At 68.5% G+C, this 24420-nt stretch carries 21 protein-coding genes; 15 read left to right on the forward strand and 6 right to left on the reverse strand.

Annotated features, from left to right (window positions below; genetic code table 11):
• Positions 1–29 precede the first annotated feature (29 nt).
• The 9 genes from HW532_RS22120 to HW532_RS11345 all read left to right on the forward strand — a co-directional run bounded on the left by HW532_RS22120 (position 30) and on the right by HW532_RS11345 (position 11471).
• Positions 30–1700: an ABC transporter permease subunit gene (locus HW532_RS22120; RefSeq protein WP_246478727.1), complete on the forward strand. Its 1671-nt coding sequence runs from the start codon at positions 30–32 to the stop codon at positions 1698–1700.
• Positions 1701–1741: 41 nt separating this feature from the next.
• Positions 1742–2887, forward strand: coding sequence for an extracellular solute-binding protein (locus HW532_RS11310; RefSeq protein WP_213160581.1), 1146 nt, complete (start codon positions 1742–1744; stop codon positions 2885–2887).
• Between the two features lie 209 nt (positions 2888–3096).
• The gene (locus HW532_RS11315) at positions 3097–4194 is read left to right on the forward strand and encodes an ABC transporter ATP-binding protein (protein ID WP_213160582.1); all 1098 of its coding nucleotides are present in this window, start codon (positions 3097–3099) and stop codon (positions 4192–4194) included.
• 10 nt (positions 4195–4204) lie between these two features.
• The gene (locus tag HW532_RS11320; RefSeq protein ID WP_213160583.1) at positions 4205–5587 is read left to right on the forward strand and encodes an aminotransferase family protein; all 1383 of its coding nucleotides are present in this window, start codon (positions 4205–4207) and stop codon (positions 5585–5587) included.
• Between the two features lie 14 nt (positions 5588–5601).
• Positions 5602–6528 (forward strand): 3,5-dioxohexanoate:acetyl-CoA acetone transferase, encoded by a 927-nt coding sequence (kce, locus tag HW532_RS11325; protein WP_213160584.1) that lies wholly within the window; start codon positions 5602–5604, stop codon positions 6526–6528.
• Positions 6529–6719: 191 nt separating this feature from the next.
• A complete protein-coding gene (locus HW532_RS11330) occupies positions 6720–7784 on the forward strand; it encodes a histone deacetylase family protein (protein ID WP_213160585.1) in 1065 nt (354 codons plus the stop codon).
• 166 nt (positions 7785–7950) lie between these two features.
• Positions 7951–9222 carry a D-alanyl-D-alanine carboxypeptidase family protein gene (locus tag HW532_RS11335; protein ID WP_213160586.1) on the forward strand — a complete coding sequence of 424 codons (1272 nt, stop codon included), beginning with the start codon at positions 7951–7953 and terminating at the stop codon, positions 9220–9222.
• Positions 9223–9269: 47 nt separating this feature from the next.
• Positions 9270–10202 carry a DMT family transporter gene (locus tag HW532_RS11340; RefSeq protein WP_213160587.1) on the forward strand — a complete coding sequence of 311 codons (933 nt, stop codon included), beginning with the start codon at positions 9270–9272 and terminating at the stop codon, positions 10200–10202.
• Between the two features lie 129 nt (positions 10203–10331).
• On the forward strand, positions 10332–11471 hold the full coding sequence (locus HW532_RS11345; RefSeq protein ID WP_213160588.1) for a CobW family GTP-binding protein: 1140 nt from the start codon (positions 10332–10334) through the stop codon (positions 11469–11471).
• A 73-nt stretch (positions 11472–11544) separates the two neighbouring features.
• Here HW532_RS11345 and HW532_RS11350 read toward each other — a convergent pair whose 3' ends face one another.
• A complete protein-coding gene (locus HW532_RS11350) occupies positions 11545–11775 on the reverse strand; it encodes a sulfurtransferase TusA family protein (RefSeq protein ID WP_213160589.1) in 231 nt (76 codons plus the stop codon).
• A 247-nt stretch (positions 11776–12022) separates the two neighbouring features.
• Here HW532_RS11350 and HW532_RS11355 point away from each other — a divergent pair, with 247 nt between their 5' ends.
• The 5 genes from HW532_RS11355 to HW532_RS11375 all read left to right on the forward strand — a co-directional run bounded on the left by HW532_RS11355 (position 12023) and on the right by HW532_RS11375 (position 18483).
• A complete protein-coding gene (locus tag HW532_RS11355) occupies positions 12023–13732 on the forward strand; it encodes an NAD(P)H-dependent oxidoreductase subunit E (RefSeq protein ID WP_213160590.1) in 1710 nt (569 codons plus the stop codon).
• 28 nt (positions 13733–13760) lie between these two features.
• A complete protein-coding gene (locus HW532_RS11360; protein WP_213160591.1) occupies positions 13761–14480 on the forward strand; it encodes a class I SAM-dependent methyltransferase in 720 nt (239 codons plus the stop codon).
• A 135-nt stretch (positions 14481–14615) separates the two neighbouring features.
• Positions 14616–16568 carry an acetate--CoA ligase gene (acs, locus tag HW532_RS11365; RefSeq protein WP_213160592.1) on the forward strand — a complete coding sequence of 651 codons (1953 nt, stop codon included), beginning with the start codon at positions 14616–14618 and terminating at the stop codon, positions 16566–16568.
• Positions 16569–16874: 306 nt separating this feature from the next.
• Positions 16875–17471: a L,D-transpeptidase gene (locus HW532_RS11370; RefSeq protein WP_213160593.1), complete on the forward strand. Its 597-nt coding sequence runs from the start codon at positions 16875–16877 to the stop codon at positions 17469–17471.
• Between the two features lie 214 nt (positions 17472–17685).
• Entirely contained in the window at positions 17686–18483 is a 798-nt protein-coding gene (locus HW532_RS11375; protein WP_213160594.1) for a maleate cis-trans isomerase family protein, read from the forward strand.
• A gap of 178 nt (positions 18484–18661) precedes the next feature.
• Here HW532_RS11375 and HW532_RS11380 read toward each other — a convergent pair whose 3' ends face one another.
• The 5 genes from HW532_RS11380 to HW532_RS11400 form a co-directional block, all read right to left on the reverse strand.
• Positions 18662–19939, reverse strand: coding sequence for a molybdopterin molybdotransferase MoeA (locus HW532_RS11380; protein WP_343068626.1), 1278 nt, complete (start codon positions 19937–19939; stop codon positions 18662–18664).
• Positions 19936–20457 carry a molybdopterin-guanine dinucleotide biosynthesis protein B gene (mobB, locus tag HW532_RS11385; RefSeq protein ID WP_213160595.1) on the reverse strand — a complete coding sequence of 174 codons (522 nt, stop codon included), beginning with the start codon at positions 20455–20457 and terminating at the stop codon, positions 19936–19938. The genes HW532_RS11380 and mobB overlap by 4 nt, the downstream gene beginning before the upstream one ends.
• A complete protein-coding gene (gene mobA / locus HW532_RS11390; protein WP_246479958.1) occupies positions 20454–21023 on the reverse strand; it encodes a molybdenum cofactor guanylyltransferase MobA in 570 nt (189 codons plus the stop codon). Before mobA ends, mobB begins: the two co-directional genes overlap by 4 nt.
• Before the next feature lie 85 nt (positions 21024–21108).
• Positions 21109–21999 carry a formate dehydrogenase accessory sulfurtransferase FdhD gene (gene fdhD / locus HW532_RS11395; protein ID WP_213160597.1) on the reverse strand — a complete coding sequence of 297 codons (891 nt, stop codon included), beginning with the start codon at positions 21997–21999 and terminating at the stop codon, positions 21109–21111.
• A 112-nt stretch (positions 22000–22111) separates the two neighbouring features.
• Entirely contained in the window at positions 22112–23278 is a 1167-nt protein-coding gene (locus HW532_RS11400) for an NAD(P)/FAD-dependent oxidoreductase (RefSeq protein ID WP_213160598.1), read from the reverse strand.
• 250 nt (positions 23279–23528) lie between these two features.
• Here HW532_RS11400 and HW532_RS11405 point away from each other — a divergent pair, with 250 nt between their 5' ends.
• Positions 23529–24416, forward strand: a complete 888-nt coding sequence (locus tag HW532_RS11405; protein WP_213160599.1) for an HpcH/HpaI aldolase/citrate lyase family protein — start codon at positions 23529–23531, stop codon at positions 24414–24416.
• Positions 24417–24420: the final 4 nt, after the last annotated feature.

Consider the following 24420-nt stretch of genomic DNA (forward strand, 5'->3'; position numbering starts at 1 on the left):
CGGCGCGGAACAGGGAGGGCACAAGGGTCATGGACACGGGCGAACGGTCGGCCCGGCCGTGGTTGCTGATGTCGCCGGCGCTGACGGCGATCGCGTTCCTGCTCGTCATTCCCGTCTGCTTCATCGTCGTCTACTCGTTCTGGCTGAGGACGGCGACGGGCGCGGATGTCGGCGGCATCCACCTCGACAACTGGATCGAGGTCGCGACCGACCCGTTCTATCGCGATATCCTCGCCTTCACGCTGAAGATCGCCTTCATCACCACGGTGCTGTGCGCGCTGCTGGGCTATGTTCCGGCCTATTTCATCGCCATGACGCGAATGAAGCACCGCACATTGCTGCTGATCCTGCTCATGCTGCCCTTCTGGATCAGCTACATCATCCGCACCATGTCGTGGATCAACATCCTCGGCGTCTCCGGCGCGCTGAACTCGTTTCTGGTCTCGCTCGGCATCGTCGGCGAGCCCTTGCAGCTCCTCTATAACGAGGCGTCGGTCATACTGGGGCTGGTGCATTTCCTGCTGCCCTTCATGATCCTCAATGTCTTCGTCAGCCTGGAGGGCATCGACCGCAACCTGCTCGACGCCTCGCGCTCGCTGGGGGCGACCGACTTCCAGTCCTTCCTCGAGGTGACGCTGCCGCTCTCGCTGCCGGGCCTGGCGGCGGGCAGCCTGCTCTGCTTCGTGCTCGCGGCCGGCACCTACATCACACCCATCGTGCTCGGGGGCCCCGGGACGCGATGTTCGCCAATCTGGTCTTCGAGGCCATCGTCACCCAGCTCAACTGGCCGCTCGGCTCGGTCCTGTCGCTGGTGCTGCTGGTGGTGCTCGGTGCGGTGGTCGCGGTCTATAACCGCTTCGTCGGCATCGGCCAGATCGCCAAGAGCTTCGGGTGAGGGGGCGGTCGTCATGCTGAAGGGCTGGTCTCTCATCCGCGCCTACACCGTGCTGGTCTATCTCTTCATGTTCCTGCCGGTCGCGGTGGTCGTGCTGCTCTCCTTCAACTCCGCGCAGTTCGGCTCCTTCCCGATGGAAGGACTGAGTTTCCGCTGGTTCGTGGCGCTGTGGGACAACGACGCCATCGTGCGCGCCTTCCGCGTCTCGCTGCTGCTCGGCGCGCTGACCGCGCTGATCTCCACCACGCTCGGCGTACTCGCGAGCCTGGCGCTGGTGCGCTACGACTTCCCCGGCAAGACGCTGATCTCGACGGCCCTGATCGCGCCGATCCTGGTGCCGGAGGTCGTGCTCGCGGTGGCGCTCCTGCTGTTCCTGCGCTGGCTGGAGATGCCGAAGAGCTTCCCGCTCCTGCTGCTCGGCCATGTGATCTTCACCCTGCCCTTCGTGCTGCTCGTCGTGCAGGCGCGCCTCGTCTCGATCCGGCGCGACTACGAGGAGGCGGCGATGAGCCTCGGCGCGGGGCCGATCCAGACCTTCTTCGAGGTCACCCTGCCGCTGCTCGTGCCCGCCGTCTTCGCCGGCATGCTGTTCGCCTTCACCATCTCGTTCGACGACATCACCGGCACGCTGTTCTGGAAGCCCGGCGGGGTGGAGACGGTGCCGACCCAGATCTTCGCCATGCTGCGCAACTCCATCAGCCCGGAGATCAACGCGCTCGGCACGGTGATGATCGTGCTCACCGTCTGCCTGCCGCTCTTCGGCGCCGCCATCGCCCGGCGCATGGCGGCGAACCGGGGCGGATGACTGTTTTGCATATCGATCCACGCTCAAGGGAGGTTGAGACAATGGACGACACGACACGCTATCAACGATTGCTCGAGCGCTATCGCAACGGCGATATCGACCGGCGCGGCTTCCTCGCGCTCCTCGGCGCGGCGGGCCTCGCCGCCGGCGTCGCGGGCGGCCCGTTCACCCGCCGGGCGCTCGCGGCCACGCCGTCGGAGGTCCGCTTCGACGGCTGGGGCGGGGTCGTCTCCGAGGCATTCCGCGAATATGCCTTCGAGCCCTATACCAAAAAGACCGGCATCAAGGTCGTCGACGGCACCTTCGGCGGCGCCGACGAATATCTCGCGCGCGTCAAGGCGGGCCAGCCGGGCGAATACAACATCGCCCACCTGTCCGGCGTCTTCGACTATGTGCGCTACTGGAACCTCGATCTCGGCTCGTCGCTCGACCGCGACAACATTCCCAATCTCGCCAATGTCATTCCCGCGCTGGTCGACGTGCTCGCCAAGACCAGCGACGGCAAGCTGTCGGCGGTGCCCTACGATTACGGCACCACGGGGATCGCCTATAACCGCAAGCACATCTCCGACGAGGAGATGAAGGAGAAGGGCGCCAAGATCCTCATCGACGAGAAGTACAAGGGCAAGATCGGCGGCTGGGGCGAGTGGAAGACGCGCATCTGGTACGGCGCGCTCCAGACCGACCAGGATCCCAACAAGATCGAGGACATGGACGCCGTGTGGGAGGCGATCCGCACCAATCGCGATCTCGTGCTCAAATACTGGAGCTCCGGCGCGGAGCTCATGAGCCTGCTCGCGGAGGAGGAGATCTACGTCACCGAGGCGTGGTCGGGCCGCGTGCGCGCGCTTCAGGACCAGGGCCACGACATCGGCTATCTCGACCCGCCCGGCGGCCTTGCCTGGCAGGAATGCCTGTTCGTGCTCAAGGGCAGCCCGATGGCGGCCTGCGAGGAGCTCCTGAACTTCATGCTCGAGCCGGAGGTCGCCATCGCCGTGGCGGAGGGCCAGAAATACCCGCCGGCGCTCGACCCGAAGAAGGTGGACCTCGGCGAGGAGGTCGCGAGCCTGCCGGCCTTCGACCCGACCGGCACGCTGAAGGAGCTCAACTTCTTCGATCCCGGCTACTGGAACAGCCACGAGGCGGAGTGGTCGAAGCAGTATGGCCGGGTGGCCAAGGGGTACTGAGCGAAGGGGCGCGGTGCCCGCGTCGCGCGGCTCGATCCCCCTCACCCTCCCATCGCCTGAATGCGATGGGTCCCTCCCTCTCCCGCGAGGGGAGAGGGGAAGGAAAGCGGATCGACAGGAGAACCCTCTCCCCTCGCGGGAGAGGGTGGCGCCGCAAGGCGCCGGGTGAGGGGGCGTGAGAGGTGCAGGAAGGACAGGGGTCGAAACCGATGAGCGGGACACAGAACGCCGTCGAGCTGAAGGGGGTGGTCAAGCGCTTCGGCGACTTCACCGCCGTGCATGCCATGGACCTCGCCATCGAGGAGGGCTCCTTCGTGACCTTCCTCGGGCCGTCGGGCTGCGGCAAGACCACCACCTTGCGCATGATCGCGGGGCTGCTCGACACCACCGAGGGCGACATCCTGGTAAAGGACCGGCGGGTCAACGACATGCCGATCCACAAGCGCAATCTGGGGCTCGTCTTCCAGAACTACGCGCTCTTCCCGCACAAGCGGATCTTCGACAATATCGCCTTCGGGCTCAAATACCGCAATGTCGCCAAGGCGGAGATCGCGGACCGGGTGAGATCGGCGCTCGATCTCGTCCAGCTGCCCCAGCTGGCAGACCGCTATCCCCACGAGCTGTCCGGCGGCCAGCAGCAGAGGATCGCGCTCGCCCGCGCCATCGTCATCCAGCCCGACGTGCTGCTCCTCGACGAGCCGCTGTCGGCGCTGGACGCAAACCTGCGCGAGGACATGCGCGTGGAGCTCAAGCGCATCCAGGACAGGCTCGGCATCACCACCATCTTCGTCACCCACGACCAGTCGGAGGCGCTCGCCATGTCCGACCGCATCGTGGTGATGAGCGAGGGCCGCGTGGAGCAGGTCGGCGCGCCGGAGGAGGTCTATAACAAACCGGCGTCCGAGTTCGTCGCCCGCTTCCTCGGCAACTCCAACATCGTGCCGGCGCAGGTGAGCGCCCGGGAGAACGGCGTGATCACGGTCGATGCGGAGGATCTCGGCGCCGTCCCGGTGCTGGAAACCCGCGCGACGGGTGTCAATGGCGCGCATGCGCTCCACCTCGTCATCAGGGCGGAAAAGCTGCGCCTCGCCCCGCCCGAGGAGGCGGCGGCCCCCGACGGCGCTCGCCTGTCCGGCACCGTCGACACGGTCGACTATCAGGGCCAGTCGGCGCGCTATTTCGTCACCGTGAACGGTCGCCAGCTCCAGGCGATCAACAATATCGAGGATCATCCCTTCGCGGAGGGCGCGCCGGTCTCGGTGCATATCCGCGCAAAGGACTGCGTTCTGCTTCCCGCCCGTCAGTAGCGAGTCGTCAATGACCACACAGCATGCGTTCTCCGGCGCCCGCGGCCCGGACGGCGAAAGCCACCTGTTCTACCAGACCCGCAAGCGCCGCCCGCCCATCGACCGGGCGGAGGGCATCTATATCTGGGACCGCGCCGGCAAGCGCTATCTCGATGGCTCGTCCGGCGCCATGGTCGCCAATATCGGCCACTCCAATCCGCGCGTGCTCGAGGCCATGCGCCGGCAGATGGAGAAGGCGACCTTCGCCTATCGTCTCCATTTCGAGAACGAGCCGGCCGAACGCCTCGCCGCGGCGACGGCGGAGCTCATGCCGGAGGGTCTCGACAAGGTGTTCTTCGTCTCCGGCGGATCGGAGGCGGTGGAGAGCGCGCTGAAGCTCGCCCGGCAATATGCCGTGGCCACCGGCCAGGCCCAGCGCTGGAAGGTCGTCTCGCGCTATCCCTCCTATCACGGCGGCACGCTCGGCGCGCTCGCCGTCACCGGCATGGCGCTGATGAGTGCGCCCTTCGCGCCCATGCTGCGCGACATGCCGAAGATCCCCGCGCCGACCTGCTATCTCGACCGCGACAGCCTCACACCCGAGGAGCGGGGCCTGCGCTATGCCGACATGCTGGCCGACGAGATCGAGCGGCAGGGGCCGGAAACCGTGCTCGCCTTCATCATGGAGCCGGTCGGCGGCGCCTCGACCGGGGCGCTCGTCGCACCCGACAGCTACTATGCCCGCATCCGCGAGATCTGCGACCGCTACGGCATCCTCCTCATCCATGACGAGGTGATGAGCGGGGCGGGCCGCACCGGCCGCTTCCTGGCCTCCGAGCATTGGGGGGTGAAACCCGACATCGTGACGCTGTCCAAGGGCTTCGCGGCGGGCTACGTGCCGCTTGGCGCCATGGTCGCCGACCGGCGCCTCGTCGAACCCGTGCTCGATGCCGGCGGCTTCGTCCACGGCCACACCTATGCCGGCAACCCGCTCGCCTGCGCGGCGGGGCTCGCCGTGCTCGGCGAGGTGCTCGACAACGACCTCATGGGCAATGCGGAGCGCATCGGCGGCCTGCTCGAAGCCGAGCTAAAGGGGCTCATGGCGCGCTATCCCTTCATCGGCGACGTTCGCGGCAAGGGGCTGATGCTCGCCTTCGAGCTGGTGGCCGACCGCGACACGATGGAGCCGCTGCCGGTCGGGCACGACGCCCATAACCGGCTTGTGGAGATCGCCTATGGCAAGGGCCTCATCATCTATTCACGGCGCACGCGCGGCGGCCGCAAGGGCGACCATTTCATGGTCTGCCCGCCCATGATCGCCACCGCCGCGCAGGTCGGCGAGATCATGGACATGCTCACCGCGAGCCTCGACGAATTCGCCGAGGCCGCAAAGCTGCCCAGGGGCAATGGCTGAGGACGGGGACCGACATGTCCAAGATCATCATCACCTGCGCCGTCACCGGCTCGATCCACACCCCCTCCATGAGCCCGCACCTGCCCGTGACGCCCGACGAGATCGCCGATCAGGCCATCGCGGCGGCCGAGGCCGGCGCGGCGATCCTGCATCTCCACGCCCGCGACCCGAAGGACGGCCGGCCCTCGCCCGACCCCGATATCTTCATGGCCTTCCTGCCGCGCATCAAGCAGGCGACCGACGCGGTGGTGAACATCACCACCGGCGGTTCGGCGGCGATGACGGTGGACGAGCGCATCGCCGGCGCGATCAGGGCGGAGCCGGAAATGTGCTCGCTCAATATGGGCTCGATGAATTTCGGCCTGTTCCCCGCCCTCGACCGTCCCCGCGACTGGACGCACGCCTGGGAGCCGGACTATCTGGAGGCCTCGCGCGACTTCGTCTTCAAGAACACCTTCAAGGACATCGAGGAAATACTCCGCAAACTCGGCCGCGAGCGCGGCGCGCGCTTCGAGTTCGAGTGCTACGATCTCGGCCATCTCTACAATCTCGCCCATATGCTGGACCGCGGCCTCGTGGAGCCGCCGCTCTTCATCCAGTTCGTCCTCGGCGTGCTCGGCGGGGCGGGCGCGGACGCCGACAATCTGGTGTTCATGAAGCGCACCGCCGACCGGCTGTTCGGCTCCGATTACGCCTTCTCCGTGCTCGGCGCCGGACGCCACCAGATGACGCTCGCCTCGACAGCGCTCGCGCTCGGCGGCAATGTGCGCGTGGGGCTGGAGGACAGCCTCTATATCTCGCGCGGAACGCTCGCCCGCTCCAATGCCGAGCAGGTCGGGAAGATCCGGCGCATCGCGCAAGACCTGTCGCTCGAGATCGCCACCCCGGAGGAGGCCCGCGCCATGCTCGGCCTCAAGGGCGGCGACCGCGTGGCGTTTTGAGGGGGTTGAGAGTCACACCCTCTCACCCGGCGCCTTCGGCGCCACCCTCTCCCGCAAGGGGAGAGGGTTCGCTTGGCGCACCCGCCTGGAGTTCCCCTCTCCCCTCGCGGGAGAGGGAGGGGCCCATCGCGAAAGCGATGGGAGGGTGAGGGGGTTCGCACCGATCGGTCGTGAAACAAACCGGGAAACCAATGAAAGTCATCTACAAGGACATCCAGAAGCGCCATTATCCGAACACCTTCCTGGTGAGCGGCGCGCAACAGCCCAATCCGGAAGTGCCCGAGCGCGTCGACCGCCTGCTCGGCGCGGCGCGCGACATGGGGCTTGAGGAGGTCGCACCGCCGGATGCGGGGCTCGCCCCCCTCGCCGCCGTCCACACGCCCGAATATCTCCAGTTCCTGGAGCACATCTATCCGCGCTGGCAGCGCATTCCGGACGCCTCCGCGGAGGTCGTGCCGAACATCCATCCCGACCGGCGCGACGGCGCCTATCCGGCCTCCGCCGTGGGCCAGGCCGGCTACCACATGGCCGATACCGCCTGCCCCATCGGGCCGGACAGCTGGGACTCCATCCGCTGGAGCGCCAACACCGCCGCCCATGCCGCACGCCTGGTGCTCGACGGCGAGGCGGCGGTCTACGGCCTGTCGCGCCCGCCCGGCCATCACGCCTATGCCGACATGGCGGGCGGCTTCTGCTTCGTGAACAATTCCGGCGTCGCCGCGCAGATGCTGCGCGCCGCCCATGACCGCGTCGCGATCCTCGATGTCGATCTCCATCACGGCAACGGTACGCAAGGCATGTTCTACCGCCGCGACGACATCCTCACCGTGTCGATCCACGCCGATCCCGTGCGCTTCTATCCCTTCTTCTGGGGCCATGCCGACGAGCGCGGCGAGGGCCGGGGGCTCGGCTACAACTACAACCTGCCCCTGCCGCGCCGCTCCGGCGACGAGGACTATCTGGCCGCCCTCGACAAGGCGCTCGCCCGCATCCGCTCCTTCGCGCCCGGCGCGCTGGTGGTGGCGCTGGGGCTCGACGCCTTCGAGGGCGATCCCTTCGGGGGGCTGAGCGTCACCACGCCGGGCTTCTCCAGGATCGCGGACCGCATCGCCGGGCTCGGCCTGCCGACCGTAATCGTCCAGGAGGGCGGCTATCTGTGCGACGATCTCGGCGCCAACCTCGCCGCCTTCCTCGACGGCTTCGCAAGCCGCCACAGCCTGTCGGGCCAGGCCGAACCGGCATCCGGCGCACAATGAGCCGAACCGGGTCCGTGTCCCATCGGGCCGGACCCGTCCTCTCCACAGCCACCGGCCACTTGCGGAGTTGATCCCGCACGACACCCGGTGATACCTAGATGAGGCGCGCCGCCATGGGATCTGTCCTCGCGGCGGTCTCATGGATCTGTCAGCCAAGGGGTCAACCGTGCATCCGCGAAGGCTTCTCGCCCTTCTTGCAATCGTGGGCCTCGCGGTCCTGGCCGCACCCCGGGCGGAAGCCGGCCCGAGCCTCGTCTTCGACGCCGCCGACGGGCGCGTGCTGGAGGCGGAAGACGCCACCGCCCCGTGGTACCCCGCCTCGCTGACGAAGCTCATGACCGCCTATCTGACCTTCGCCGCCATCGAGCAGGGAATCCTCGACAAGGATGCGCGGATCGTCATCTCCGAGCGCGCCCATGCCGAGCCGCCGAGCAAGATCGGCATTCCGGTCGGCGGCGCGGTGAGCCTCGACTTCGCGCTCACGGCGCTGCTCGTGCGCTCCGCCAACGACATCGCCATGGCGCTGGCAGAGACGGTCGGCGGATCGGAGGCCCGCTTCGTGGCGCTGATGAACGCCGCCGCCCGCAAGCTCGGCATGACGGGGACCTATTACGCCAATCCCCACGGGCTGCCCGATGTCCGTCAGGTCACGACCGCCCGCGACCTCGCCATCCTTACCCGGGCGATCATCCGCACCTTCCCGGACCAGCTCCATTATTTCGCCGAGCCCTATCTCAAGATCGGCGAGAAGCACTACCGCAACCGCAACGGCCTCCTGCGCGAGATGAAGGGCGCCGACGGCATGAAGACCGGCTTCATCTGCAATTCCGGCTATAATCTGGTGGCCTCCGCGACCCGCAATGGCCGCCGGCTCGTCGCCGTGGTGCTCGGCGCCGACAGCGGCAAGGACCGCAACGAGCGCGCCGAGGCGCTTCTGGAGCGCGGCTTCGCCAATCCGGGCGGCAGCGGGCAGACCGTCCGGCAGATCGCCGGCGACGGCCTGTCGGCCAGGGCGCCGGAGGACATGGCGGTCGATGTGTGCAAGCGCGAGGCCACGCTCCAGCCGACGCCGGCCAAGCATCTCAAGGGATGGGCGGCAGTTCTCGGGCGCGATTCCTCGCTCGACGAGGTGACCGGGCTGCTCGCCCGCCAGCTCACCGCGACGCGCTATGTCTTCTATGGCGGGCGCAGCGTCGTCACGCGTCTGCCCCGGACGGGCGACTATCTGGCGCTCGTCGACCATCTCGACGCCGAACAGAGCCGCACCCTGTGCGACACGCTTGGGCAGTACGGCGCCTATTGCGACGTGATCTCGCCCGACGGGCTGGCACAGATCGCCAACAGCGACGAGGAGACCGAGCAGACGGTCGTGATCGCGCCGTCGGGCGAGGGCGGCGGCGGCCAGACCATAGAGACGACGAGCCCGAGCGGGCGCTGAGCGGACCGGACCGTTCGGTTCCGAGCCGCCCGGGAAGGGAGTGCCGGATGGACGAGCGTTTCGGTCGCGGTGTTGTCTTCGCCCTGCTCGCGGCGGTCTTCTTCGGCGTGAACACCCCCTTCGCCCGCATGGCGTTCGAGCATGGCATCCCGGCCATCACCTCGGTGCTGTTCCGGTCTGCGACGGCGCTGGCCGCCTTCGGCGCGGTCTCCTTCGCACTCGCCCTGCCCATGAGGGTTCCGCGCGCGCTGCGGCCCAATATCGCCGTGCTCGCCCTGGCGAGCGGCTGCCTGTCGGCCGGCTATCTGTCCGCCGTCCAGTTCATTCCGGTGGGGCTCGCGGCGATCGTCTTCTTCACCTTTCCCGTCATCATCCTGCTCGTGGCGCCGCTCATGGAGGGCCACCGTGTCGGGATCGCGCGCATCGCGGTCAGCCTTCTCGCCTTTTCCGGCCTCGCGCTCGCCATCGGCCCGTCCTTCGGCGATCTCGACTGGCGCGGCATCGCGCTGGCCATGCTGGCGAGCCTCGCGGCGGTGGCGCAGTCCTTCTCCGGCCGCTCGCTGGCCCGCACCATCCCCGAGACCGTCTTCGCCTTCTGGGTGCACATGCTGGTGGCGCCGGTCATGCTCGCCGCCGCGCTCTGGCTGAATGGCGGCACCTTCGGGCTTGCCGGCTCGGGCCCCGCCCCCTCCGCCGGCCATCTGGCCCTTCTCGTGGTCGGCGTGGCCTATGTCTGCGCCTATTTCAGCCTCATGCGCTCGCTTCGCCATGCGCAGGCCTCCTCCGTCGCGCCCTTTTTCAACCTGGAGCCTGTTGTCTCCACGCTCGCGGCTGCCGTAATTCTTGGCGAAGCCCTGACCGCGAACCAATATGTCGGAGGCGGGCTGGTGATCGCCGCCATCGTGATCGCCGGGCGTATCCGGCAGCCGGGCAAGGCGCGCATCGCCGCCAGATCAACCTGCACCGAGGTCGATAGCTGAGTGTAGAAAGGTCAATCGCTCCTGACATATTCGAGCAAGCTGTCTGCATCCAATGGGACGCAGCTTGCTCCAGGGGCGCCGCCTGAGACGTCCGCCCGCGACACGAAGACCACTGGAGAGACAAGCCCGATGCCTGCTGCCCGATCCGGCCCCGCCGACCGCACGCCCATACCGCTCTCGGTCCTCACCGGGTTCCTCGGCGCCGGCAAGACCACGCTGCTCAACCGCCTCGTCGCCGACGAGGGCATGGCCGACACCGCGCTCATCATCAACGAGTTCGGCGAGGTCGGCATCGACCATCTCCTGGTGGAGACGGCGAACGAGGACATCGTGGAGATGTCGAGCGGGTGCCTGTGCTGCACGATCAGCGGCGATCTCATCCGCACGCTGGAGGATCTCGTCGCCCGGCGCGACGCCGGCGAGATCAGGCATTTCTCCCGCGTGGTGATCGAGACGACCGGGCTCGCCGACCCCGCGCCCGTGCTCCACACCATCATGAACCACAATTACCTCGTCTACCGCTATCGCCTCGCGAGCGTGGTGACCGTGGTCGATGCGGTCAACGGCATGGCGACGCTCGACGCCCATGCCGAGGCGGTCAAGCAGGCCGCCATGGCCGACCGGCTGGTGCTGACCAAGACGGACCTCCTCGGCGAGGGCGGCTCAGACGGGCTCGACGCCCTGAAGGCCCGCCTGCGCGAGCTCAATCCGGCCGCTCCCATGCTCGACGCCGCCCGGGGCGAGGCCGTTGCCGACCGCCTCTTCGACGCCGGCCTCTACGACCCGGAGGCGAAGACCCCGGATGTCGTGCGCTGGCTCGCCGCGGAAGCCTATGACGGCAACGGCCATCACGAGCACGAGCACGAGCACGACCATGGCCACGACCCCAACCGGCATGACGAGCATATCCGTGCCTTCTGCATAACGACCGACCAGCCGATCAGGGCGACGAGCCTGGAGCTGTTCATGGAGCTCCTGCGGCTGCAGCACGGCAACGGCCTGCTCCGGCTCAAGGGGATCGTGCTTCTGGAAGAGGAGCCGGAGCGGCCGGTGGTGATCCATGCCGTCCAGCATGTCTTCCACCCGCCGATCCGGCTTGGCCAATGGCCCGGCGACGGCGCGCGCCTGACCCGGCTCGTCTGCATCACCCGCGACGTGGAGAAGAGCCAGATCGAGGGCCTGCTGGAGGCCTTCACCGACCGCCTCACCGACGGCGGCGCCGCCTTCCGCGACATGACCCTGTCGCTCAGGCCCGGCGGCGGGCGCTAGGGGCTTTCAGGAACAGTGGACATCGCTTTTCCGGTTCGAAAGCGCGGCAAGACGGGGACCCAGAGCGGTCTCGTCACGACCGTCGGATCCGGAAGGTGAAGACCCCGTCCTCCTCCGACTGGTCGAGGAGCTCGTGTCCGCTCTCGCTGCAGAAATGCGGGACGTCGATCACCGAGGCGGGGTCGGTCGCCTCGACGCGCAGGACGGCACCCGGCGGCAGAGCGCCGAGCCGCTTGCGCGCCTTGAGCACGGGCAGCGGACACAGAAGTCCCCTGACATCGAGGATATTCTCATCGCTCGCCATATCGGGCTGTCTCCATTGCCTGCGGCTGTCCCGGCCCGCCCGGTTTTTCGCACCGCCTGCGATTTCGCTCCGGCGCCGGTTGACTTAGAAAGACTCCAAGGGACGATTCTGTCCTGTAACATGCCGCAGGCAGAAGGCCAGAGAAAGCCTCTTTGCCGACCATGTGGGGCGCACGAAACGGGACAGGCCCGCTCCGGTGCGCGACGTGCCCCATCGACAACAGGCAGGAAACGATCCGGGATTTGCCATGACCCATGCCGACCGCCAGCCCGCCGACCCGATCCGCCCCGGCCGCCAGTTCGGACGGCGCAAGGGCAGACCGTTTCCGAAGGGCCGCCAGATCGACCCGGACGCGCTGGACCGTATCCGCGCGCTGCTCGGCGACCGGCCGCGCGACCGCGATCTCCTGATCGAGCACCTCCACCTGATCCAGGACACGGCGGGCCATATCTCCGCCGCAGACCTGGCCGCGCTCGCCCACGAGATGCGCCTGCCGCAGGCGGAGGTCTTCGAGGTCGCGACCTTCTATCACCATTTCGACGTGGTGAAGGAGGGCGAGACCCCGCCAGCGCCCGTCACGATCCGCGTCTGCGACAGCCTGTCCTGCGCGCTCGCCGGGTCGGACGCGCTCATCGCGGAGCTCAGGGACCGCGCGCCGGAGGATGTGCGCGTCGTCCACGCGCCCTGCATGGGCCGCTGCCAGTGCGCGCCCGCCGCGGCGGTCGGCGGCAACTATGTCGACGCGGTCACCGCCGACGGCCTTCTGGACATGGCCGCGGCGCGCGACGTCACGCCCGCCATCCCCGACTATCAGGACTACGCGGCCTACCGGGCCGAGGGCGGCTACGGGATGCTCGAGGCCTGCCGGGCCGGTCGCTGGACGCCCGACACCGTCGCCGACACGCTGCTCGACGCCGGCCTGCGCGGGCTCGGCGGCGCGGGCTTCCCCTCGGGGCGCAAATGGCAGTTCGTGCGCGCCGAGGCGGGGCCGCGCTATCTGTGCATCAATGCCGACGAGGGCGAGCCCGGCACCTTCAAGGACCGCCATTACCTGGAGACGAGGCCGCACCGGTTCCTCGAGGGCATGCTGATCGCCGCCTGGGGCGTGGAGGCCGAGGCCGCCTATATCTATCTGCGCGACGAGTATCCCGCCGTCCGGCGCATCCTCCTCGACGAGATCGCGCGGCTCGAGGCGGAGGGGCTCGCCGAGCCCGGCTATATCCGGCTGCGGCGCGGCGCGGGCGCCTATATATGCGGCGAGGAATCCGCGATGATCGAATCGATCGAGGGCAAGCGCGGCCTGCCCCGCCACCGCCCGCCCTATGTCGCCCAGATCGGCCTCTTCGACCGGCCGACGCTGGTCCACAATGTGGAGACGGTCTACTGGATCCCGGCCATACTGGAGAATGGGGCCGGCTGGTTCGCGGGCCAGGGCAAGGGCGAGGCGAAGGGCCTGCGCTCCTATTCCGTCTCCGGCCGGGTGAAGGAGCCCGGCGTCAAGCTCGCCCCCGCCGGCATCAGCGTGCGCGAGCTGATCGAGGAGCATTGCGGCGGCATGGCGGAGGGTCACACATTCAAGGCCTATCTGCCCGGCGGTGCGTCGGGCGGCATCCTGCCGGCCTCCATGGGCGATCTGTCGCTCGATTTCGGGGCGCTGGAGAAGTTCGACAGCTTCGTCGGCAGCCATGCCGTCGTCGTCCTGTCCGACAGGGACGACATGAAGGCGGTGGCGGTGAACCTGCTGAAGTTCTTCAGGGACGAATCCTGCGGCCAGTGCACGCCCTGCCGGGTCGGCTGCGAGAAGGCGGTGGCGCTCATGCAGACGCCGGAATGGGATGTCGCATTGCTGGAGGAGCTGTCCCGCGCCATGATGGACGCGTCCATCTGCGGGCTCGGCCAGGCCGCGCCCAATCCGATCCGCTCGGTGATGACGCATTTTCCAGACGAGATAGACTGACCCGCACCCCTTCGCCCCGGAACGCCCGATGTCCGCCGATGCCGCCGCCGACAGGCACTACCCGCTTCACTGGCGCCGCGCCTGCGAGCTGGAAGGGTTCGTGGCGGCCAATACGCGCCTGCAGCCCGTCTCCCATGCCCCGGAGATTTCCCTCCACCTCGCCCACGAGGCGCTGCCCCTGTGGGGCAAGACGGAGGAGGAGCTCGGCGAGATCGGCCTGCCGCCGCCCTTCTGGGCCTTCGCCTGGGCCGGCGGACAGGCGCTCGCGCGCTATGTGCTCGACACGCCCGAGACCGTGCGGGGCCGGCGCGTGCTCGATCTGGGCGCAGGTTCGGGCCTCGTCGCCATCGCCGCGGCGAAGGCCGGCGCGACGGTCGCCATCGCCGCCGATATCGACCCCTTCGCCCGCGTCGCGATCAGGCTGAATGCCAGGGCCAATGGCGTCAGCGTGACGGCATCCTCGCGCGACTGGCTGAGCGAGCCGCCGGACGGCGACGCGCCCTTCGACGTCGCGCTCATCGGCGATCTGTTCTACGAGGCCCCGCTCGCCCGCCGCGTCCTGCGCTGGCTCGACGATCATGCCGCCCGCGCACGCCCCGCCCTGATCGGCGATCCGGGGCGCAGCTATTTGCCGCGGGAGCGCCTCGACGCCGTCGCCGAATACCGGATCGCCGGCTGCCGCGAGCTGGAGGACACCGATGTCAAGCGGACCCGCGTCTGGCGCCTGTCGCAGGCCGGGCCGGACTGACCGCCATGCGCCCCGCACGCCCCCGCGACAAAAGTCTCAAGGCCGGCCCCGTTGCCGCCCACCCCTTGCATCCTCATAATGAGCGGTGAGAAAACCGATCCAACGAACAGGGACTACCGGGAGGAGTCGCGAGCCATGTCCGACGAGAAGCTTTACCCCGTGACGGAGGCCTGGAAGAAGCGGGCCTTCGTCGACCGCGCCCAGTATGACGAGATGTACAAGGCCTCCGTCGAGGACCCGGACGGCTTCTGGGGCGAGCACGGCAAGCGGATCGACTGGATCAAGCCCTTCACCAGGGTGAAGAACACCTCCTACGATCCGCACAACGTCTCCATAAAGTGGTTCGAGGACGGCACGCTCAATGTGTGTGCCAACTGCGTCGACCGGCATCTGGAAACGCGCGGCGACAAGGTCGCGATCATCTGGGAAGGCGACGACCCGGACGACCACAAGCACATCACCTATCGCGAGCTCCACGCGCAAGTCTGCCGCTTCGCCAACGTGCTCAAGGCCAACGGCGTGAAGAAGGGCGACCGGGTGACCATCTACATGCCGATGGTCCCGGAGGCGGCCTATGCCATGCTCGCCTGCGCGCGCATCGGCGCCGTCCATTCGGTGGTGTTCGGCGGTTTCTCGCCCGATTCGCTCGCCGGGCGCATCCAGGACTGCGACTCGAAATTCGTCGTCACGGCGGACGAGGGCGTTCGCGGCGGCCGCACCATCCCGCTCAAGGCCAACACCGACGAGGCGCTGAAGAAGTGCGCCGGGGGCGAGAAGGTCCTCGTCGTCAGGCGCACCGGCAACGACGTGCCCTGGGACCCGTCGCGCGACCTGTGGCTGCACGAGGAGACGGAGAAGGTCTCCGACGACTGCCCGCCGGAGGAGATGAACGCGGAGGACCCGCTCTTCATCCTCTACACCTCCGGCTCGACCGGCAAGCCGAAGGGCGTCATGCACACCTCCGGCGGCTATCTCGTCTACACCTCCATGACCCACCAGTACGTCTTCGACTATCACGAGGACGACATCTACTGGTGCACGGCGGATGTCGGCTGGGTGACCGGCCACAGCTACATCGTCTACGGCCCGCTCGCCAACGGGGCGACGACGCTCATCTTCGAGGGCGTGCCGAACTACCCGGACGCGTCGCGCTTCTGGCAGGTCGTCGACAAGCACAAGGTGAACATCTTCTACACCGCGCCGACCGCCATCCGCGCGCTGATGGGCGCGGGCGACGACTATGTGAAGAAGACCGACCGCTCCTCGCTCACGCTGCTCGGCACGGTCGGCGAGCCGATCAACCCGGAAGCCTGGGAGTGGTACTACCATGTGGTCGGCGAGGAACGGTCCCCGATCGTGGACACATGGTGGCAGACGGAGACGGGCGGCATCCTCATCTCGCCGCTGCCCGGCGCCATCGACCAGAAGCCGGGCTCGGCGACATTGCCCTTCTTCGGCGTCCAGCCGGCGCTCGTCGACAATGAGGGCAACGAGATCAAGGGCGAGGGCCAGGGCAACCTGGTGATGCTCGATTCCTGGCCCGGCCAGATGCGTACCGTCTATGGCGATCACGACCGCTTCGTGCAGACCTATTTCTCCACCTATCTCGGCACCTATTTCACCGGCGATGGCTGCCGGCGCGACGCCGACGGCTATTACTGGATCACGGGCCGGGTGGACGACGTGATCAACGTGTCCGGCCACCGCATGGGCACCGCGGAGGTGGAGAGCGCCCTCGTCGCCCACCCCAAGGTGTCGGAGGCCGCCGTGGTCGGCTTCCCGCACGACCTCAAGGGCCAGGGCATCTACTGCTATGTCACGCTGATGGCCGGCGAGGAGCCCGACGAGGCGCTTACCCAGGAGCTCCGGCAGTGGGTGCGCAAGGAGATCGGGCCGATCGCCTCGCCCGACGTCATCCAGTATGCGCCGGGCCTGCCCAAGACACGCTCGGGCAAGATCATGCGCCGCATCCTGCGCAAGATCGCGGAGGACGATTTCAGCAATCTGGGCGACACCTCCACGCTCGCCGACCCCTCGGTGGTCGACAATCTGGTCTCCAACCGCCAGGGCGGCCGCAAGAGCGCCTGAAGCCCTTCGCGCCGGACCGTCCGGACAGACGTGACGGGCGTCTCCCTCCCGGGAGGCGCCCGTTTTGCGTCCCGGCCCGCTCACATCTCTGTGAGCAGCACGGACTTGTGCCCTGCGACGGAATGTGGCAACGGAAATAGAGGGTCTTTGTGCAGGGCGGGGAGTAGCGGGGCGATCTTGCCAGAATTGTGCCGTTTCCAGCCGGGCCGAGCGTCCGCGCGCCCCAGCGCCTGCTGCCGAATCATGGTCTTTCGACAGGCCGTGCTTCCCGTCCCCCGTCCGGGTGAACTTGATGAGGACTGAGGAATGATACGCTGGATGATCGTGTTCTGCAGTGCCCTGCTCGTGGCCCTGCCCCTTCTTGGCGCCCAGGCGCAGGATCGCTCGGTGCGGTACAATTTCACGGCCGAGCCGCCATCGGGCGGGAGCGGGTTCGCCTCCTCCTATTCCGGCAAGAAGATCGTTTCCTACCGCACCAGCGAAAAGCCCGGCACCATCATCGTCGATACCGACGCACGCAAGCTGTTCTATGTGATGGAGGGCGGCAAGGCCATTGCCTATGGCGTGGGCGTGGGCCGCAGCGGCTTCTCCTGGTCCGGGTCGGCCAAGGTCGGCCGCAAGGCCAAATGGCCGCGCTGGACACCGCCTGCGGAGATGATCGCGCGCGACCCCCGGCTGTCCAAATATGCCAACGGCATGCCGGGCGGCCCGAGCAACCCGCTCGGCGCCCGCGCGCTCTACCTCTATGACGGCGGCCGCGACACGCTCTACCGCATTCACGGCACCAACGAGACATGGTCCATCGGCCGTGCCGTCTCGAGCGGCTGCATCCGCATGCTGAACGAGGAGGTCATCGACCTCTATGGCCGCGTCGGCGTCGGCACCAAGGTGGTCGTGCTCTAGGTACGCTTTCAGGAAAGGCGGACACCGCTTTTCCGGTTCGAAAGCGCGGTCCGGGCCGCGCCCGCGGCCGCAATCTCTGGTACAATGCCGGGCGGAACCCTTGCGGGATGGACGGCGAGCCGTGGCTGTAGGGCCGGGCCGCCCCCGTTCCCACGGCCAGGTATACGGCTTCCGGCGCTCGACTTCGCCGGCCCGCCGAACAGGGAGGACCGGGATGACCGACATCGCAGTGACGGCGCCGCGCGAGGCGGACGGGACGATCATGGAGCGGCACCTGCCGTTCGAGACCGATGGCGGCATCGCCGAGCGCGCGGCCATCGGCGTCGTCGTGCTGGCGACCGACTACACGCTGGAGCACGAGTTCCGCCGCCTCATGGATGTGCCGGGCGTGGCCTTCTATCACAGCCGCATCCGCAACGAGCCGCACATCACCCCGGAAACCCTGCGCGCCATGGAGCCCAGGCTGACCGAGGCGGCCGACCTCATCCTGCCCTCCGACACGCTCGACGTGGTCGCCTATGGCTGCACGGCGGCCTCCATGGCCATCGGCGAGGAGCGGGTCTTCGAGCTGATCAATGCCGCGCGACCGACGGCGAAGTGCACCACGCCGATCACCGCGGCCCGCGCCGCCTTCGGCGCGTTCGGCGCGCGCCGCGTCGGGGTCCTCACGCCCTATAGCGAGGACGTCAACCGGATCGTCGCCGACTATATCCGCGCGCGCGGCGTGGAGGTGCCGGTCTTCGGCTCGTTCAACGAGGACGACGACCGGGTGGTCGCGCGCATCACGCCGGGCTCGATCCGCTCCGCCGTCGGCCGGCTGGCCGCGAAGGCCGATATCGACGCCGTCTTCGTCTCCTGCACGAGCGTCAGGCTGGCGGACGCCGCCCACGCCATCGAGGAGGAGATCGGCCTGCCCGTCACCTCGTCCAACCATGCGCTCGCCTGGCATTGCCTGAGGCTCGCCGGCATCGACGACAAGCGCCCCGAATTCGGCCGCCTGTTCGCACTGTGAGTGCGCGACGGCAAGCCGGCCAGCCTCGTCAACCCGGCCATCTAGATCGGATTGCGGACAGGTTGAATCGGCATTTCTTCCCGCTCATCCCGGCGAAAGCCGGGATCTCAGGTGTGTTGCAGGAGATCCCGGCTTTCGCCGGGATGAGCGGTCTGTTTCAACCTGTCCGCAATCCGATCTAGCGCGGCATCACGCCGAAGGCGCTGAAGGGCAGGTAGCGGACCGGATCGCCGGGGGCGATGCGGGTCACCTCCTCGGGCAGCTCGATGAGGCCGTCGGCGGCGCGCAGGCCGGAGATGAGGCCCGAGCCGTCGCGCGGGAACTTGCGCGCGACGGGGCCGTCCGCCGTCTCCTCCACCCAGCCGCGCAGGAATTCGCGCCGGTCCGGTTTCTTCCGCGCGATCTCGAAGCCCGCCGGAACGAGAAACCCGCGCGGCGCCTGCCACGACGCGCCCTGGAGCCCCGCCAGGAGCGGCCGCCCGTAGAGCAGGAAGCAGACAAAGACCGCGACCGGATTGCCGGGAAAGCCGAGGAAGACCGTCTCGCCGATCTGCCCGAAGGCAAGCGGCCGGCCGGGCTTGATGGCGAGCTGCCAGGCGTGGAGCGCCCCGAGTTCGGAGATGGTGGAGACGATATGGTCCGCCTCGCCCCGGCTCGCCCCGCCGGTCGTCACGATCGCATGGGCGGACTGCGCCGCCCGCCCGACGGCCTCGCGCACGACCGTCTCGTCGTCGGGCAGGATGCCCATGTCGTGGATCTCCGCACCGACCGTCTCCAGGAGGCCGCGCAGGAGATAATGGTTGGAATCGTAGACCTGGCCCGGCCGGAGCACCGCGCCGGGCCGCACGACCTCGTCGCCCGTCGAGACCAGCGCCACCCTGAGCCGTTCCCGGCACACGACCCGGTCGCAGCCGGTCGACGCGACGGCGGCAAGCTCCTGCGGGCGAAGGCGCGTGCCGGCCTCGACCACGGCCTCGCCCTCGGCGAGATCCTCGCCGGCCTTGCGGATATTGGCGCCCTGCCTGACGCCGGCCGGTATCTCGACACGGTCGCCGGAGCGGACCGCATCCTCCTGCATGATCACCGTGTCGGCCCCCTTAGGCACGGGCGCGCCGGTGAAGATGCGCGCCGCCGTGCCCGCCTTGAGCGCGAGCCCCACCGGATCGCCGGCGGACATGCGAAGCCCCAGGGGCAGGGCCGTCACCGCATCGGGATCGACATCGCGCGCGCTGAAGGCATAGCCGTCGACGGCGGCGTTGTCGAAGGCCGGCACATTGCGCGGCGCCGCGACGGGCTCCGCCAGAATCCGGCCATGCGCCGCCTCGAGCGCGACCTCCTCCACACCGGCGACCGGGCGTATGCGCTCCGCGATCAGCGCCAAGGCCTCCTCGTGCCGCAGCCGGTCCCTGTCATGCAGGAAGCAGTCGTCGAGAAGCCTCTTCGGCGGCATGCTCATGGGGCGGCTCCCGTGCCCGCAAGGCCCATATGGCCGATGACGAAATCGGCGATCGCTGAGATGTCGTCGCGCGCGAAGACCGGCACGCAGGCATCCTCGACCGACCCGCTTGCCGCGATGGCCACGACGCTCGGATCGCCGCCCGCCAGCTCGGGATGGCCGAGCGCGGCGTCGCGCACCTCGATCTTGGGGTGGGCCTCGCGCTTGTAGCCCTCCGCCACGACGAGGTCGCAGGGCGCGAGCTTCGCGAGGATCTCGCCAAGCGGCGGCTCGGGGTCGCCCTTGAGCTCGTGGATGAGCGCCCAGCGGTTCGCCGACACGACCGCGACCTCGCGCGCGCCGGCCACGCGGTGGCGGTGGCTGTCGCGGCCCGGCTGGTCGATATCGAAGCTGTGATGGGCGTGCTTGACGGTCGAGACGGCGAAGCCGCGCGCGACGAGCTCGGCGACGAGGCGTTCCGTCAGCGTCGTCTTGCCCGCCCCCTTGTAGCCGGCAATGCCGAAGACGGGCGTGCTCATGCGGCCCCCTCGCCCATGAGGCGTTCGGCTTCCCGGATGTCTTCGGGCCGGTTGGCGTTGAAGAACGGATCGACCGGGTCGTCCGGGAACGCCGCCACGGCGAGCCGGTAGCGCGCCGTCCACATGTCGACCTTGCGGATGCCCTCCTCGACGAGCGCGCGGCGAAGATCGGCCTCCAGCCGCACGGGCCACAAGCCGAAGACGGGGTGGTTGCGCCCGCCTGACGCCGCGCAGGCCATGTCGGCGCCCTCGCGCGCGACCGCCTCGCGGAGGCGGCGGACGAGATCGCGCGGGAAGAAGGGCGTGTCGCTCGCCACGCTCACGACCCATTCGGCCTGGGGGTCGTTGACGCGGGCCCACATCATGCCCGCCAGCACGCCGGCGAGCGGGCCCGGAAAGTCCGCAACCGGGTCCGCCATGACCGGCAGCTCGTACTCCGCGAAACGCTCCGGATCGCCATTGGCGTTGAGCAGCATGGAATCGACCTGGGGCCCGAGCCGCCCGATCACATGGGCGAGGATCGGCCGGCCGGCGAGCGCGATCAGGCCCTTGTCGCCACCGCCCATGCGCCGCGCGAGCCCGCCTGCCAGAATGACGCCTGTCACACCGCGTCCCGTCACCTGTCCCTGACGCCTTCTCCCCCGCGCGCGCTCAGGCATGTGCGCCCTTGCGCCGATGTTTCCGCTCCTCCTCCGGCACCGCGGAGAGGTCCTGGTCGTACACGATGCGCTCCGCACCCGAAAGCGCCATGAAGCGCTTGCCGCGGGCGCGGCCGACGAGCGTGAGGCCGGCCTTCCGGGCGAGCTCCACGCCCCAGGCGGTGAAGCCCGACCGCGATATGAGGATCGGGATCCGCATCATCACGGTCTTGAGGATCATCTCCGAGGTCAGCCGCCCGGTCGTGTAGAAGATCTTGTCGTCGGCCGAAATCCCGTTGAGCCGCATGAAGCCCGCGATCTTGTCGACCGCATTGTGCCGGCCGACATCCTCCATATAGACGAGCGGGCGGTCCTCCTCGCACAGCACGCAGCCATGGATCGCCCCGGCATGGAGATAGAGCGAGGGCTGCGTGTTGATCTTGCGCATGAGGGTATAGAGCCACGACGTCCTGAGCTCGGCATCCGGCGGCAGGCGGACCGTCTCGAAGCTCTCCATCACGTCGCCGAAGATGGTGCCCTGCGCACAGCCGGAGGTGCGGATCTTCTTCTTCAGCTTCTCCTCGTAATTCGTCTCGCGCGCGGTGCGCACCACGACGACCTGAAGCTCCTCGTCGTAATCGATGCCCGTGATCTCGTCGTCCCCGGCGAGCATGTTCTGGTTCGCGAGATAGCCGACGGCGAGGAGATCGGGATGGTCGCCGATGGTCATCATGGTGACGATCTCCTGCCCGTTCAGGAACAGCGTCAGCGGGCGCTCATAGACGACCGGAACCTCCACCGGCCGGCCATCCTGGTCGACGCCGGTGACGACCTCCGACAGGCGCGGGTCCTCCGGATCTGGCGCGACCTCGAACTCGCGCAGGGGCTTTGCGTTCTTCACCATCTCGTCGCGGCCTCCCAGGGGCTCCTGTCGGGAATGGTCGATCCTGGCGCCCCGCCATGCAAGCCCCTTTGCGACAGGCGAAACGCCTTGCCGCATGCGGGCGGCGGCGCGGTCAGATCACATTCGCCTCGCGGATCGGCTCGTTCCGCTCGATCCTTTCGTACCCGAAACGGGTAAGGTCGATGCTCGTGAACCGGCCATGGATGATAAGCTCGGTCACCGCCCGGCCGGCGGCGGGGGCCTGCTGGAGACCGTGGCCGGAGAAACCGTTGGCGAAATAGAGATTGGCGATGCGCGGATGGACGCCGATCACCGCATTCTGGTCGAGCGTGTTGTAGTCGTAGAAGCCGGCCCAGGCGCCGGTCATCTTGATCGCCTCGAAGGCCGGCACGCGTTCGGCGAGCCGGGGCCAGATCTCGCTGTCGAACCAGCCATAGTCGACCTCCAGATCGTCGGTCGCCGGCTCCTGGTCTGCGGCGGGCGACATGCCGCCCACATAGTGCGCGCCCTCGCGGCGGAAATAGATGCCGGAGGGGGCGACCACCAGCGGCGTCTCGGGAAGCTGCTCGCGGCAGTCGAACACGAAGACGTAGCGCTTGCGCGGCTCGACCGGCAGGTCGACCCCCATCAGCGCCGCGACCCGGCCGGCATTGGGCCCCGCCGCATTGACCAGCGCGCCGCAGCCGATCTCGCGCCCGTCGGCCAGCCGCACGCCCGAGACCCGGCCGCCATCGAGCGCGGCGCCGGTCACCTCGCCGGTAATGTAGTCCACGCCGCGGGCCTGCGCGGCCTTGCGCATCAGCGACATCAGGCCGAACGGGTCGAGCCAGCCCTCCCCGGTCAGCCCCAGCGCCCCCGCCGCGATGCCCTCCAGCGACAGCCACGGAAACCGCTTCGCGAGATCGTCCGGATCGAGCAGGACGATGTCGGCACCATGCGCCTTCTGCCGCGCGACATTCGCCTCCAGCACGGGCGTGCCGTCCTCCGACGCCAGCAGCATGTAGCCCTTCTCGCGGAAGGAGACGTCCGCATCCTCGCCGAAGCGCTCCTTCAGCGAGCGGACGAAGGACAGGCCGAACAGCGACATCTCGATGTTCTCCGGCGTGGAGAACTGCTGGCGCAGGCCGCCCGCGGAGCGTGCCGTCGCCGTGTCGGCATAGCCCGGATCCCTCTCCACGACCGCGATGCGGCCGTCGAACCCCGCCTCATGGCTCAGGAAATAGGCGACCGCGCTGCCGATCACGGCGCCCCCCACGATCACGACGTCATAATGCGACATGCCATCCGTCTCTTGTGTCTGCTCGCCCGTCCACGGCGCCCGTCCACGACGCCTGCCTGCGCGCCGTCACTGTGCCCGAACCGGCACGCCCTTCCAAGGCGTGTCGGACATCTTTTAAAGCCCTCTCTGCCAAGGGAGGGGCGACGTTGTGCCGGGACCGCCCTCGGCACTGGAATTGTGCGGTGCAATCGCTTAGGGTCGCGGTGGCCTTTCCGCCTGCCGATCAGCCGTTCAAGGGAGATTTCGCGACATGACCATCAGGCCACGCCGCAGCGTGCTCTATATGCCGGGCTCCAATGCCCGCGCGCTGGAGAAGGCGAAGACGCTTCAGGCGGATGTCCTGATCCTCGATCTGGAGGACGCGGTGGCCCCGGAGGTCAAGGAGACGGCGCGCACGCAGGTCTGCGAGGCGGTCTCGGCCGGCGGCTACGGACGTCGCGAGCTCGTCATCCGCATCAACGCGCCCGCGACCCCCTGGGGGCCCGAGGACCTCGAGGCGGCCATCGCCGCGCGGCCCGACGCGATCCTCGTGCCGAAGGTGAGCCGCGCCGACGACGTCCGCGACATCGCCGACCGCCTCGCCGCCGCCGGCGCGCCCGGCGGCATCGGCCTGTGGGCCATGATGGAAACGCCGCTCGCCATGCTGAATGCCGGCGAGATCGCGGCGACCGCGGCCGATCCGCGCAACAGGCTCAAGGCCTTCGTCATGGGCACCAACGATCTCGCCAAGGAGACGCGCGCGGCGATCACGGCGGACCGCGCGCCCATGCTCGCCTGGCTGTCGACCTCCGTCGCCGCGGCGCGCGCCTACGGCATCGACATCGTCGACGGCGTCTATAACGACTTCCGCAACGAGGACGGCTTCGCGGCGGAATGCGCGCAGGGCCGCGCGCTGGGCTTCGACGGCAAGACGCTCATCCACCCGAGCCAGATCGCCCCGTGCAACGCGGCCTTCTCGCCCGGCGCGGACGAGATCGCCGATGCCCGCGCCATCATCGCAGCCTTCCGCGAGCCGGAGAACGAGGGCAAGGGCGCGATCAACCTCGACGGACGCATGGTGGAACGCCTGCATCTGGAGACGGCGAAGCGCACCGTGGCCATCGCGGAGGCCATCGCGTCGGCGGACGCGGATGCGTGAGGGG

Origin of the sequence: Kaustia mangrovi (genome assembly GCF_015482775.1) — a bacterium.
In the GTDB taxonomy this organism is placed as follows: domain Bacteria; phylum Pseudomonadota; class Alphaproteobacteria; order Rhizobiales; family Im1; genus Kaustia; species Kaustia mangrovi.